This is a genomic window from Parabacteroides sp. AF19-14, assembly GCF_003635485.1.
In the GTDB taxonomy this organism is placed as follows: Bacteria; Bacteroidota; Bacteroidia; order Bacteroidales; family Tannerellaceae; genus Parabacteroides; species Parabacteroides distasonis.
Window position 1 is genome coordinate 65,414 of record NZ_QTMJ01000004.1, and the last position, 13,825, is coordinate 79,238.

Sequence of the window (13,825 nt, forward strand, 5' to 3'; positions counted from 1 at the left end):
TCCGGGCACCGGTGACCATGGCATCTTATTTTTCGTTCCATGGTTTAGTCATTCTTAGGTCTAGACTCAAACGAGCCATCTATGACGATGCTGGCTCTCGCATCAGTCACTTTCCCATAGTACATAGAATCTTTATAAGACCGGATGAATGCGAGCAACACCTCGTTCACCATGATCGTCCCTCTCGTGATCGGAGACAGGAGATGGATACCTCCCATGTCCCGGCAGCGGCTTAGGGCTACGTAAACCTGTCCGGACGTGAAAGCCCTGCCAGCGTCAATGACAGCGCCGTCAAATGTCAAGCCTTGGCTCTTGTGAATGGTGATCGCCCACGCCAACCGTAGCGGGAGCTGTACGCAACCACCCACCTCCTCGCCCCTCATCATACCTGAGTCCCGGTCATAACGATACTTGTTATTCATCCACTTGTGGCGGATGACCTCGATCTCGTTCCCGTCATCGGTCTTGACGACCACCTTGTCCGGATACAGCCTCAACACGTTCCCGAGAGTACCGTTACAATAAAGCCCCATCGTATCGTTAACGAGGAACATCACCCTCGCTCCGGGTTTCAACGACAACCTGTTATCGCAGGGAATGGAGCCTAGCGGGAACTCCCCGTCTATATCCGCACGGTAGATCCTCCCCTCGCCGTCCAGCTCGAAGAGCTTGTTCGCGTTGATGGCCTCAGCGTCCGCCTTATGCGTGCAAAGCGTGATCGCCTTGCCCTCCGGATCCTCGTAGTCCGGATCGTAAAGGGAGAACAGGCTATCCATGTCCTCGCCCGTAGTCTGGTACTCCCGGATACGGTTGAGCAATCCCATGAATACCGGATCCCTCTGCCGGAATACGGTGTCCAACTCCACCACGTGGAACCCTGTCAGGGAAAACGCCTTGGCATCGAAGAAATACGGCGAGTCATACACCTCACGCAGCACATCCCAATCCTCACCCTTAGTCACGGGCGGCAACTGGAACAAGTCCCCGAACATCACCACCTGCACGCCCCCGAACGGCTTGTTACGACCTCGGTAATGGCATAATACGTCGTTCACGGCATCGAGCGTATCGGCCCGCACCATGCTTACCTCGTCTATGATAAGGAGGTCCAGATGCCACAACACGGATATCTTCTCCGGGCTCAGCCTGTACCTGTCCATGTTGTCACGGGTCACGCCACCCTCTATCCTCGGCCTGTAAGGATGGAAAGGAAGGCAAAACATGCTGTGCATCGTCACTCCCCCGGCGTTTACCGCCGCGATCCCGGTAGGGGCCACGACGGCGCAACGCTTACCCGTGTGCTCGACCAGGTACTTCAGGAAAGTAGTCTTACCGGTTCCCGCCTTGCCCGTGATATACACGTTTTCTTTAGTTTCTTCTATAACCCGAAACGCCTCTCTCATTTCGGGGGTCAGATTTTCGTTTCTCATACTCTATCTATTAAAGATTTTACCAAAGAACCTCAAGACTTTTTGGTTACTGCCCTTCAGTTCCAGCAAGGACTCATTTTCAATCCGGATGCGTTCAAACTCCTTCATATTTGACTCCACCGCTTTATCGATCTCCGCATTCAGCGCAATCAACTCATTACGTGACTGATTAAATACCGATAGAATACTGTCTCTTCTTTGTACAAATTCATGTGTTCCCATATTCTTAATCCTTTTTATAGTAGTTAGTTATATATCCATCACCTTTAAGGGGTAAACCCTCCGCCCAAGCAATCGGCTTTTTAAAGACCCCGCAGACCTCGGCCAGTGTTTTAGTCCCGTCATCCGGGACCTCAAGTATGACCTCGTCATGCACGTGGAAAACGATAGGATAACCCATCTTCTCCAATCGGGCCATTGTCACGGCCAAGCAATCCCGGGCGATACCTTGCACGATGTTCTCTACCAGTTTACCGCCATATGTCTCCTGCTCCTCCCATTTCCGGGTCGTTTGGTTCTGCCCCTCATATACGATCGTTTTTGATTTCCTGCCAAACTTATCCCTAATCTCCAACCGGGCACGGGGATAAAAGAGCTTTCGCCCTGAGGGTAGTTGTACAGTCATCGCACCCAGTTCCGAACGAAATCTTATTCCTTTTTTGATCACTGTTTCCCTATTGGATATAGACCCCATCGCCGCCGCCTGTACCTCGTCCCAAAGATTTACGATAGCGGGATTAGCGGTACGCCAATGGCTTACGATCTCTTTCATCTCTTCCTCGGATAGCCCCATTTTCTCACCGCCCATCGTCCTCATAGCGCCAACCCCACCTTGATAACCTAGAGCCAACTCAGCTATTTTGCCTTTTTGCCGACGTGGATCCGTCTTCGTGATCGATTCGACGGGAATACGGAACATCATACCGGCAGAGGCCTCATATATCTTACCGTGCGTCCGGAATACCTCCATACGCCAAGCCTCCCCTGCCAGCCAAGCGATAACACGGGCCTCGATAGCGGAAAAGTCGGCCACTATAAACGTATGCCCGGGTTTAGCGATGAAAGCGGTACGGATAAGTTGGGAGAGAGTATCCGGGACATTACCGTAACATATCTCAAGCATATCCAAATCTCCATCGAGGACCAGTGACCGGGCTAGGTCAAGATCCGGAATATGGTTCTGGGGCAGGTTTTGGACCTGCACCAACCTTCCCGCCCATCGCCCTGTGCGAGCTGCCCCATAAAACTGGGTTAATCCCCTGACCCGGTCATCCTCGCAAACGGTTTTATCCATCGCCTCATATTTCTTTACCGAGGTTTTACCGAGCTCCTGACGGATAGCCAAAAGGCGCTGGACATGTGAGGCGTCACACGATCCCATGATATCGGGCATATCCTTTTTATTAAGGGATTTTACCTCGTTCCCTGTTTCCTGTTCCAGCCATGTCTTTAATTGAGCTACGCTATTCGGGTTATCCAGCCCTGTCAACTCCGCGGCCTCGACCGAAAGACGCCCGTTGTAAACAAGGCTCATCCGGATCGCATTACGCACCATACGCATATCAAGCATCACGCCTCGATCATTGATCCGCTGATCTATATCGTAAAGTTCTTTTTCAAATGGGGGGATTTTAAACGCTGTCGTTTTCCGCCGGATGGCGTTCTCCACCTCCACGTCACGCTTGCAATATTTCTTGAAGAGATCCCATTTCTCCGGGGCATGTTCCGGTAAATTACGGGTCCGCATCCCGTTCGTTGTTGTCGGCTTGCAAGGCAAAGAGAAATAGCGGATCAGCGCCTTCCCCTCATTCATCTTTTGATCTTCCAACCGGAGCACCTCACCGACGGCGGCGAGGGATAAGGGGAGCCCCAGCATCGCGCTACGAACCATCGTGCACTCCCACTGGTCAGAGCTTAGATACAGGCCGAGATACCGAGATAGACATATCCGCTCAAACGTTGCATTAAATGCGGTTTTCAATACTTTTGGGTCGGACAAGGCCCTATATATGTGTTCCGGTAATTTTTCCCCTGAGACCAAGTCTACGATCTCTACCGGCCCGTAGTCACAGGAATAAGCGAAAAGCAAGATAGTAAAGTCTTTCGCCTCCGCATATTTATATACCCCGCAACTCGATATATCATTGCTACCGTATGTTTCTATATCGATCGATAAGACTTTAAACGAGGCAGGGGTCTCCCTTCGTTCCTTGGCCGCTTCTTTTATCATGTCATTCCACATACGTGCGAAATTTCTGTGAAAAGATATCCCATACTCGGTGTACGGGATCCATCCCCCCCCGCCCGGCCTGAATTCGGATTTCCGGATCCCGGATACATCAAAGCAATACGAGCTTAGAGAGACCTGGCGGATCTCCTCGTATAGCTCCTCAGATATATCCTTTAATACGGTCCGGCTCTCTTCCTCTACCGTGTCTCGAATAAACCGAGATAGAATATCTACCGTTCTTATGTAACCGGCTTTTATCCCGTCCCCTAAAGGCGGGAAATATAGGTCAACGATCTCGGAGGTTATACTTTTAATATGTCTCATGATACTTATTTTAATTAGTGCCCGCCCGGGGAATCAAACCCCGGGACGCCTTCAAGTCATTGGCTCGGGTCCCTTGTTAATCGGGTAAACAGGAAAAGATGTCAGTCCCCGAAAATGTCCGTTGGCTCAGAGTCATCCCCCATCGGGAACGGGGCATCGGCCATATCGACTTCGGCAAAATCGGCATCGGCTGAGACCCGGCCTCCTAAAGACTCGCCATCCTTTACTTTCATGACATTGTTAAGTCCCGCCGCAACCCCGACATTACCCTTCGCATTGAACGGATAAAAATTGATAGAGACGTACCCGTAACAACCGGAATAAAATTCCTCTTGGTCGGTTATCGGTTGCCTCGCCTTATCCACCACCCCGGGACGGGTTTTAGCGGAGGCATTTATGAAAAAGGAATTTTGATAGGCGTCATCCTCCGTGCGATCGGTATCGCCGTCACGAAGTGGATTCTTCCAACTCGCGGGCTTCTTGCCATTGAACTTGGATGTGATCCCGGAGGTGTAGGCCGCCTTAATAGCCTCTTTCACCTTATCGGTTGTAGTTTTATCCGATTTCGGGATAATGCACGATACGCTGAATTTCTTATCTCCGTCATCCCCGATGGAAGCGGCCTCCCACACATGTACGTAAGAAAAACGACAAGGGATCACTACTTTTGTTGTCACATTCTCATTTGCCATAATTGTAAACTTTTTTAATCGTTAATATTGATGTTTGCGAAATCATTCCCAGCGGAATTATATACCGGCCGAGGGTCTATGTTCTGTACAAGGGTCGGCTTGCCCTCCGGTTTTACAAGCAGATCTCCGCAAAGGGCGTTGAACGTTTTTTTCGTCACCAGTTTTTCCATCGCCGTGATAGTCTTCAGTTTCTTATCATAGATCAGATCCTCCCCAAAGCCATTGCTCGTAAGCACCTCGGCGATCTTCCCCTCATCCGAATACCGGCGTACGCTTCGTCCCTCCACCAGTTTGAAGCCGGGGAAATTCTCTCCATCGAGGGCGGCCCTCAAGGCGTATTCCTCAACCGAGGCGATCCAAGACTTAAATTGATCCGCTTGTGATAAGATATCGGCGATATCAGAAGATGCCAGCAAAGCGGCATCCTGAAAGTCGTATTTAGCCAGACCCATATGATAAGCGGAGAGGGCCTTACATTGCGCCTTCGCCTTACAGAACTTACAATGCGTGCCGGCTATATACTCCCCTTCCCCGGCAAAGGCTTTCTTTGCCAACGGTCTCAACTCGTTTGCGCCCCATAGTTCCAGATCCTCGGTCGATATCTCCCACTCTGAGACGTTATCTAACCTAGGTTGGTAGATCGTCATACGGACGGTGTGGATGTCGTAGATAAAATTGAACATATCCAAGGCCCCCAAGGCGTACAGCATCATCTGCTTGTTGTGATCAGCGGAGACACGGACCCCTTTGCCGAATTTCAAGTCCACGATCTCCAGCACCCCCTCCGCTATGACGATAGCGTCGCCGGTGCCGAAACCCTCCGGGACATAGGCCGTAATGTCGATCTTTTCCTCGATACGCAATACGGCCTGTTTGTCCCGTTTCCGAGCGGCCTGATACTTCTCCCACACAAAAGTGGCGTAGCTCTCGGCATGGACCCGCAGGTCGGCCGTGTAATGCTCGCTTTTCTCCAAGGCACCCATTTTCTTTGAATAGGCCGGCGTCCTCAGCCCCTTGCTAAGATGGAGCAGGATCGTTTCCCCGAACTCATGGGCCAAAGAGCCCTCCTTCGCGAAATCGCTGGTACTATCGGGGAATCGCTCCTCCAGACGGGCCGACGGCGTACAGGCCAACCAACGGCTGGCGCTTGAGGGGGATAAAATGGCATGGCTCATAATACGGATATTTTTCGCATGAATTCCTCGTACTGATCCTCGGATAGGGCTGGAATACTTTTAGCCCCCATCTCATCCAAGATCTTTTTCATGTCGTCGCGCTTCTCCCTCTTCGCGGCGGCGGCGGCTTTCACTTGCTCCTTGGTATACTTTACTACCGGAGCCTCCTCCGCCATTCCCGTTCGCGGGGCTGGCCCGGTCTGTGTTACCACGCCGGGTACAGAAGCCTCCTCTCGCCTAGCATCCTCAGCGACCGCCAGGGTACCGGCTTGGTCAAGCGTGACTCTTGGACTTTGGGGTATCGTTACTTTATCTACGGAGAATATATCCGCGATCCGGTTAATAGCGCCCAATAACGCCGGGCTGGCGTCAAGAATAATCGTTCCTTTAAATTCCATAATACCGATTTTATAGTAATACATTCTGTTCCGTTAATTTCATGTCATGTCTCAGATTCCTCAATCGGGAATTTTTCAAATAGAGGGACAACATCGTTTTCGCCAGTTCTCCCCGGCAATAGATCCCGTTCTCAAGATTCCTCAATCCCTCCCATGTGAGATCACAATTCTCGCTCAAATCCGAGATATTATCGCCTATCCCCAGATGCCTTGCCGTAAAATCGTATATCGAGTCAATCGCTATACTCACGGCCTCATCCCCCATATCATCGAATAGACCCTTTATCAATCCCGTAATTTCTCCCCTCACTTTTTCCATGTCACGTTCTATATACATGGCTTGGGAGTATAAATCGGGATATGTTTCTCCTATGACGCACCTTGGTACCCCCCCATCGGGAATATGCGTGTTATCACTTTCCTTTTTTTCACCTACCTTCTTTTGATACTCCGAGAAGGGTATCAACATTGATGTTCTTGAATAATTTTCCATATCTTTGTCCTTTCTTCTTATGGAGACGTACATGCCGGTCCGGTCGCCAAACTTTACCCGGCGTGCCCGCCTCCGTCGTTCTTAATCCATCATTACAAACTTTACAGGTTCCTTGTCAGGTCTTAGGTGGGCCATGCACGATACGCTACGCGGGCAGGACCTCGCCCCTTCCCCGTTATCGAAAGCGCATCCCTTGCACCCGTTAGAGGCCCTCATTACCCTCAATGTCATATCTTGGCATGACAGGGTCTTCCCCAATGGCGTGATCGCCAACCTCGTCGTTATCTCCATACGTACAGGCTGTCATAATGTTCCTTGTTCCCCATGTACTCATCGACGATATCGCCGTCGCTACATCCCTCACCGAGGTTCGAGACGATCTCGTCATAAACCTCGTCGGGGATCGTGTCCAATACATCCATGTTGTAATCCTCCCTCGCCGCCATGCAGAAGGCCACGACGGTACCCGCCAACAGCAGGCCGAGGATCGTGTTTTGACTGATAGTGTTCATGTCCATATCAAATTGACTTATGTTGTTACCTTATACCTATCCTCCGGATTCCCTTGAGGACGTTCGCCTCCTCGATGGCGTTGTCTATCTCTGCCACCCGGTAATAAACCACCCCCTTGGCCCTTTTCACGAGATCGCCGCTCTTGTCGTATGCCTCCGTCATGTCAAACTTGTAAGGCTGGAGCTTGCCACGCCTCAACAAAGCCGTGATCACCGACTTGCCATAGATGTTATGCGCCTCGTTCTGCGTGACAAGCACCTTTGGATCCGAGAATATCCTGTCCCGCTCCTCCCGCGCGGCCTTGATCGCCGCCCTCGAGATCGCCTCGTAATCGATATCCACCGGGATACCCGTGGTGTTCTCCGTGAGATCCAAGGCTTGTCGGAGAAGTGACGCCAAGGGATTGTCGCTCTTTATCATGGTATCCATAGGTCAGCCCTTTCTCTTATTCTCGTTTGCGAAAACCTCATCCAGTATCTCGTCTGGATACACCTTGACGGATCCCCAGCGGAGAACCAGTTTTGCGCAAGCCTCGTCGTTAAATTTTGTAGCGACATATAGGTATTCTGGTCTTGTTAGTTGATACATTGGATACATTGGACCCATTTCGCCTTTTGCGTCCCTGTATTCAACGAGCCGAAATTTCGACCCGTTAATTTTCATCCACGCTGGTTCCATGATCCTGATTGACTCCATTACATGTTTATGCTGTTTGCCTGTGAGTTCGGCTATTTCCAGAGAACTCATCATCCCATTCTTTAATACTAGTGCATCCATAACCTCAATTATTTTCGGTGTTAATACCTAACCGTCTCAACAACTCATCAAATTTATCGTCATAATAAGAAGGTTGAGTTTGTCGTGGGTTATCAGGATGCGCACCATTCTCCCCATAATTTAAGCCTTCTCCTACCAGTACCGGCCACGTAACAACCTTACCTTTACTTCGAGAGTAGCGGGATTCCCGTTTTAGCATACCGGCGCCAACCATCATTTGATTGAACTTCATAGCGGACAGCGGTATATTCCTTTCTGATAGTCTATCTGTCGCCGAATGAATAACTCCTTTCGATTTCGCGTAAACAGGGATGGGGAGTTCCAAGGGCTCGGCTATAGCTTTAGCCAACGCCAATTTAGCGGTATCGCTATAATTCAGATTTTTCATTAACCAATTGGCCGTATCTAACTTCATGAGTTGGATCGTACGCGGAGAGACCGATTTCGGCTTTTTTGGCTCAGATAACGCCTTACCCTCTTTCAAGGCTTTTTCCATTTGGTTGAATGCTGCGATATAATCCAGTTTGAACTTTAGTGCCTTGTCTCCGGTGAAACCCATTGCTAAGAGAGTAAAACCGTCACGGTTCATTACAAACATCGGATATTGCTGTCCGTTCTGTTCATTGGTAAATGTTGTTTCGACGAACATGGGGTCAGCCGAATTTTCGGCACACCCCTTAATTAACTCTCGAATAGAGAATAAAACATGCTTATGTTCTTTACCGAACTTTTCAGCTACTAACAGGCTACTTGTTAAAGCCTGTCCTTCATTTCCTTTAAAAACTAATGTTTCCATATCCTTAAAAAGTTAAAGCCCCATCCTTTCGCCGGTGTCTAAAGTGGAAGTTAGCACCGGTTACTCGAATAGAGCTTTTAAAATTTCTTACCACGGTAACTTCCACGAAACCGTATGATGATTTCCTAAAGATTTTTTAGGATTTCCTTGGGTAGGTCAATGACTGTCACTATATTTGCCAATGAAGGTGTATGAATTACGGCTCTTAGTCGTGACAGGCATTTTTATACCCGTTTGTGTTGTATCACGATGCAAAGATTGGAGAATTTCTCTAATAAAACAATAATAATAGAGCAATTCTCCATTAAATAACGTTAAATATCTAGCTATGAGTAATATAAAAGAGAGACTTTTAGAATTCATAAAACGTAAAAATCTCACAACAGCTGAATTTGAGAGACAAATAGGTGTGAGTAATGGGTACGTGAAAAATATATCTAAATCTATACCGCCATCTAAAATAGAGAAAATCGCCTCTATATTTCCAGATTTAGATACGCAATGGCTTTTATTCGGCAGTAATTTATACTTTGACGTAAATAAAACGGATTTAATGAAACAGCTTAAAAATTTCGAACAACTCATAAAAGAAGATCCTATTAACATACCAGATGAAGCACGAAAATTAGCGCAGACCATACTTGAAGTTGAATCCAAAGATACTCGTCCACGCATCCCTTACGCAGCCGCCGCAGGCGCTCTTACCAGCGCCGTTGAAGGGATAATGGCCGAGCAATGCGAGCAAATACCCCGTATCACGGCTTTCCCGGATTACGATTTCACCATCATCATAAAAGGCAACAGCATGGAGCCTAAATACGAGGGTGGCGATGAGGTAGCATGCAAGCGGGTGGACAGCACGAGCTTCATCCAGTGGGGAAAGGTACACGTGATGGACACGGCGCAAGGCATCGTCATAAAAAGGGTATATGAGGACGGGGATAAGATCCGGTGCGTATCGTACAACCCCGAGTACCCCGATTTCTCCATGGAGAAAGATGAGATCTACTCCATGAGCCTTGTGGTTGGGCTATTGAGAATGTAGCATATCAACAAACACTAGTATTAATCTAAACAAAATAATCATGAGTAAAATTTTGCCTATTCTTTGTCTTCTTACGATATTATCCTCATGTATGAAAGAGATCGAACGTCCGATCGTGACCAATGTATCCTTGGACAAGACTACGCTTGAAATCAAGATTGGGGACACGTACCAATTCAAAACTTCCTATTTGCCCTCAAGCGCAAAAGCTCCGGAACTGGAATGGGAATGTACGGGCGATTCCAGAATTGGATCGATAACCCAAGACGGATTATTTACGGCTAAGGCGAAAGGACAGATCAAAGTGAGGATCTTCGCCAATATAACTAACCCGGACACAGGAACGAATATCGAGGCTACATGTGACATAACCGTCAACCCCATAAGCGCACAGGGGGTAAAACTCGACTCCAATGAGATCACCCTAAATCCCGGAGAGTCAAAAGATCTGATATGCAGTATATCACCAAACAACGCAGACACAAAAGAGATCGTATGGAAATCAAGTAACGAGTCCATTGCCCAACTATCCGGCGACGGAAAGACCGCCACGAAAGTGACAGTGACAGCGGTGGGATCCGGCGAAGCCACTATATCCGTATCCCTATCCGGAAAAACGGCTTACTGCAAAGTAAAGGTCAATCCATCCAAACTAGAGAAATTGGAATTTGATGAGAAAGAAAAAGAAATGACTCTTGGCGAAACACTTAAGTTGACTCCTGTATTCATCCCGGTTTACGCTACCAATAAAAACATCAAATGGAAATCTTCCGACGAGAACATAGCGATCGTGGATATTGACGGCAACGTGAAAGCCGTTAGCCTAGGTAAATGCGTTATAAAAGCGACCTCCGAGGACGGTGGACTCGAGGCGACATGCGAGATTACGGTAAAGCCCGTGCCCGTGGAGAGCATTACGTTCGATACTTACTCTTACAATGTAGAAATAGGGGGACAAAGGTAACTAAGTGTTACCATCTTGCCCGAGGGCGCAAGGGACACAAAAATAAAATGGAGTTCCTCTAATACGACCGTCGCACCTATTGACGAGAATGGGCTGGTGAGAGGCAATACTAGTGGGTCTACGGTCATTACCGCCACGACCGAAGATGGTCATACAGCTACGTGTAATGTTTATGCTGTTGATATAGATCAAATGATGGAAATCTATTTCCCCTCTTCTTCCTTGGCGATAATAAATGGGTTTTATACAGGATCAATCACATGTGCGATCAAGAACAACAGTTCACAAACCGTAAAGCTTACGAGGTTTTACGTCATCGATACCAACACGTTCAAAACCGTGGCAGAGACCTCGGATAAATCCCTGTTAGGAAATGAGTTAAAACCCGGACAAACAATAGCGTTAAGTGGTAGATTCAATTCTGTTTATGAGCCGGGCTTTTTCTGGGAAATGGAATATAACGGCCGTACATTTAAGACTTATCAAAAATACGGTAATAAATCCTCACGATCGATTAAAATCGAGGACACAGGAAAAGCGAAGGAACTAATCTCATTGACTCGAATACAATAAATTGCGCGGATAATAAAGAGAAAATCATAATCAACTAATTCATGGCCCCACAGACACAGGCAAGCGCGTAGGGCGATGAGAAGCAATTTACAAATGCTACAAGTTCTCAACTACAGAACATGGTATTTGGGAAATTTACTTATATTGTATTTATAATTTCATTCTAGAATTTTGGCGATTAAAATAATAAGACATGACGAAATATAGGCATAATAAAAACACAAATCAACAACATTATCAAAAGGAAAAAACTCTCTATAAAGAAATACTTATTCCGACAATATCCGCAATTATAGGATCTGTAGTCACAATCCTCATCAGTCAAATATTCTTCTACGGGAACACTAAATCGCAAGTAGAATTTGAATTAAGGAAAGAGATTTACAAAGAGCAACTTCCTGTCATCAATCGAATTTTAAATATGACAAATGAATTCACATTAATCACAAAGCCTTTCGTCTTTAAAGATGGAGGTGTACTTGCAAAAGCAATAGTGTATATTGATTCCAACAACACGGTAGTAAGAAGGGATACTATCGCATATAAAGATACGACTATCAACATCACTCTACCCGATTTCATATACGAAGAAAATAAAAGATATATATTTATCACAAACATAAACAAACTTAAAGCCCAAATAAGTGCCATAGAATATGATCAAGATTTAATATCAGTCATAGAAGAAGTTCTATATTTCATCGATACAAACCCTATCCCCGAAAACATAAATACACAAATAATGTTTAATACAAAATGGAATGACAATGAAAATATCGAGAAATGGTACTTACTCATCTCTAGATTAAGGGCTATATGCGTAAAGAAAAAACAAGAATTCAAATTAAAATAATGAATTCCTTTGCCTATCAATTCTAGATACGGATAGGGATGTTCTTGCTATACTCTATCTTCCTTGAATACATGATCCACGACCTTCTCTATAACCCTGTCCACCCTACTAAAGTCCGGCTTAACATACGTGTCCGTCACCCTGTAAAAAGAAGCGTGGGTCAAGCACAAGGCTATATCGTCCATTCCTACACCGCAGTCGTTCCGGGCGATCGTGGCGAAGCTATGCCTAGCGCAATAAAATTGCAGGTTCTCTATTCCTGTCTCCTCCCCTATCACTTTCAGCCCCCTACATAAGGCCACGTTCAACCGATAATGGTTCACGTACTTGTCCGCGAAACGAAACAAACGTTTCCCTGTCAAGTCACCATACTTATCGATCACAGACCGCAAATAACCGGTTATGGATATCGACATGAAAGCGTCACCCGTAGTCTTCCGGTCTGCGGTCTTGGATCGGTAATACTCGATTCTCCCGGAACTCGGGGCCGGGCAATTATACATGTCAACGGCGTTCATCCCCGCCGCCATGAAAGAGAAGATGAACAAGTCACGAGCCAGCGCCACGACGGTATTGGATTTCTTTGGGACATAATTATAGATCCTCAGAATCTCCTCCCTCGATATCGCCCTTTTCTTCGTGGGTCTCAGCTTAGGGGCCGAATACACCTTGAAAGGTTCCGCCTTTATCAGGATGTCTCCTAGCTCATAGTCATTATAAGCGGCCTTCAAACGATTGAACACGTGTTTCAGGTGATCCATGTAGTGCGAGATCCCGTTATCGCTCATGGGGGGGAGCGTACGCTTCTTCCCTCTTATCGCGACAATCCTCTCAGTCCTAAGCCATGACTCGAACCTCATCAAGAATTTCGCCGTGAAAGACTTTATCGGCAATTTCTCATCGCCGCTTATCTCCCTCATATAATACCGAAGCACGTTAATCGCCGTTTTGTAGGAACTCTCCGTTCCTCTCTTTGGTAAGGTTTCCAAAAAGGAGGTGGCGAAAACGATGTAATCGATATCTAGATTCTGCCGTTTTTTATAACGCTCGATGAATCCGGCCAATTCCTTGGCCGTTTCCATTTGCTCCACGGCCACGGGATTGGTGTTCACGATCTGCCGGATTGAGCGGACAATGTCATTCAAGCAATCCATAATATCGCCATCCGTTATCACCCCCATGGAGGATCCCCTCTTAAATTTCACGAATTGAGTGTATATATCCGTCGACATATACGAGACGCTCCGATTATGCGTGACTCTCACTTTAGGGTTGTAAGTCCCATCCGCTTTCTTGTGATGCTTCAGCACCGCCCATGTTATTGTCGCCATTTTTGTAAAACATTTGTAAAACACAAAGTAAAATACTAGAAAATTGAACGTATTCTACGATTAAGCTTAATTTTCGCCCTTAATAGTAATTAACTACATTACAACTGTTTAAGAAAACCGTCTTTGATAATATGAGCGATCTTAACAGCAATGTAACATATATTTCATTTCTCCGAAATAAGAATATCCGTTCTTTGCCAAAAATAATTATATTTGTATATGGAGAGCCGT

Annotated in this window: 17 protein-coding genes; 4 read left to right on the forward strand and 13 right to left on the reverse strand. The window is 46.9% G+C overall.

What is annotated here, in order from left to right; translation table 11 throughout:
- Positions 1-44 precede the first annotated feature (44 nt).
- From DWX33_RS05245 to DWX33_RS05295, 12 genes are all read right to left on the reverse strand, one after another.
- Complete coding sequence (locus tag DWX33_RS05245; protein WP_122379969.1) at positions 45-1,430, reverse strand: ATP-dependent RecD-like DNA helicase; 1,386 nt, start codon at positions 1,428-1,430, stop codon at positions 45-47.
- A 3-nt stretch (positions 1,431-1,433) separates the two neighbouring features.
- Positions 1,434-1,652 (reverse strand): hypothetical protein, encoded by a 219-nt coding sequence (locus tag DWX33_RS05250; RefSeq protein ID WP_122379970.1) that lies wholly within the window; start codon positions 1,650-1,652, stop codon positions 1,434-1,436.
- 4 nt (positions 1,653-1,656) lie between these two features.
- A complete protein-coding gene (locus DWX33_RS05255; protein WP_199713268.1) occupies positions 1,657-3,984 on the reverse strand; it encodes a DNA polymerase in 2,328 nt (775 codons plus the stop codon).
- Between the two features lie 101 nt (positions 3,985-4,085).
- On the reverse strand, positions 4,086-4,676 hold the full coding sequence (locus DWX33_RS05260) for a DUF2815 family protein (protein ID WP_122379971.1): 591 nt from the start codon (positions 4,674-4,676) through the stop codon (positions 4,086-4,088).
- A 14-nt stretch (positions 4,677-4,690) separates the two neighbouring features.
- Positions 4,691-5,851: a DUF2800 domain-containing protein gene (locus DWX33_RS05265; protein WP_199713270.1), complete on the reverse strand. Its 1,161-nt coding sequence runs from the start codon at positions 5,849-5,851 to the stop codon at positions 4,691-4,693.
- Complete coding sequence (locus DWX33_RS05270) at positions 5,848-6,249, reverse strand: hypothetical protein (RefSeq protein ID WP_147425493.1); 402 nt, start codon at positions 6,247-6,249, stop codon at positions 5,848-5,850. Before DWX33_RS05270 ends, DWX33_RS05265 begins: the two co-directional genes overlap by 4 nt.
- Before the next feature lie 10 nt (positions 6,250-6,259).
- On the reverse strand, positions 6,260-6,586 hold the full coding sequence (locus DWX33_RS05275; RefSeq protein WP_199713272.1) for a hypothetical protein: 327 nt from the start codon (positions 6,584-6,586) through the stop codon (positions 6,260-6,262).
- A gap of 237 nt (positions 6,587-6,823) precedes the next feature.
- Positions 6,824-7,033 carry a hypothetical protein gene (locus DWX33_RS22280; RefSeq protein ID WP_147425495.1) on the reverse strand — a complete coding sequence of 70 codons (210 nt, stop codon included), beginning with the start codon at positions 7,031-7,033 and terminating at the stop codon, positions 6,824-6,826.
- The gene (locus DWX33_RS05280; RefSeq protein WP_122379975.1) at positions 7,024-7,260 is read right to left on the reverse strand and encodes a hypothetical protein; all 237 of its coding nucleotides are present in this window, start codon (positions 7,258-7,260) and stop codon (positions 7,024-7,026) included. The genes DWX33_RS22280 and DWX33_RS05280 overlap by 10 nt, the downstream gene beginning before the upstream one ends.
- Positions 7,261-7,279: 19 nt before the next feature.
- Positions 7,280-7,684: a hypothetical protein gene (locus tag DWX33_RS05285; RefSeq protein WP_233570126.1), complete on the reverse strand. Its 405-nt coding sequence runs from the start codon at positions 7,682-7,684 to the stop codon at positions 7,280-7,282.
- A gap of 3 nt (positions 7,685-7,687) precedes the next feature.
- Positions 7,688-8,032 carry a Rha family transcriptional regulator gene (locus tag DWX33_RS05290; RefSeq protein WP_122379976.1) on the reverse strand — a complete coding sequence of 115 codons (345 nt, stop codon included), beginning with the start codon at positions 8,030-8,032 and terminating at the stop codon, positions 7,688-7,690.
- A 4-nt stretch (positions 8,033-8,036) separates the two neighbouring features.
- Positions 8,037-8,828: a Rha family transcriptional regulator gene (locus DWX33_RS05295; protein WP_122379977.1), complete on the reverse strand. Its 792-nt coding sequence runs from the start codon at positions 8,826-8,828 to the stop codon at positions 8,037-8,039.
- 553 nt (positions 8,829-9,381) lie between these two features.
- Between DWX33_RS05295 and DWX33_RS05300 the strand changes: the two genes are divergently transcribed.
- The 4 genes from DWX33_RS05300 to DWX33_RS05315 all read left to right on the forward strand — a co-directional run bounded on the left by DWX33_RS05300 (position 9,382) and on the right by DWX33_RS05315 (position 12,263).
- Positions 9,382-9,873, forward strand: coding sequence for a S24 family peptidase (locus DWX33_RS05300; RefSeq protein ID WP_122380049.1), 492 nt, complete (start codon positions 9,382-9,384; stop codon positions 9,871-9,873).
- A 91-nt stretch (positions 9,874-9,964) separates the two neighbouring features.
- Positions 9,965-10,837, forward strand: coding sequence for an Ig-like domain-containing protein (locus tag DWX33_RS05305; RefSeq protein ID WP_233570127.1), 873 nt, complete (start codon positions 9,965-9,967; stop codon positions 10,835-10,837).
- A gap of 12 nt (positions 10,838-10,849) precedes the next feature.
- Complete coding sequence (locus tag DWX33_RS05310; protein WP_122379979.1) at positions 10,850-11,410, forward strand: Ig-like domain-containing protein; 561 nt, start codon at positions 10,850-10,852, stop codon at positions 11,408-11,410.
- 193 nt (positions 11,411-11,603) lie between these two features.
- Positions 11,604-12,263 carry a hypothetical protein gene (locus DWX33_RS05315; RefSeq protein ID WP_122379980.1) on the forward strand — a complete coding sequence of 220 codons (660 nt, stop codon included), beginning with the start codon at positions 11,604-11,606 and terminating at the stop codon, positions 12,261-12,263.
- Between the two features lie 47 nt (positions 12,264-12,310).
- Here DWX33_RS05315 and DWX33_RS05320 read toward each other — a convergent pair whose 3' ends face one another.
- Positions 12,311-13,594 carry a phage integrase SAM-like domain-containing protein gene (locus tag DWX33_RS05320; protein WP_122379981.1) on the reverse strand — a complete coding sequence of 428 codons (1,284 nt, stop codon included), beginning with the start codon at positions 13,592-13,594 and terminating at the stop codon, positions 12,311-12,313.
- Between the last annotated feature and the right edge of the window lie 231 nt (positions 13,595-13,825).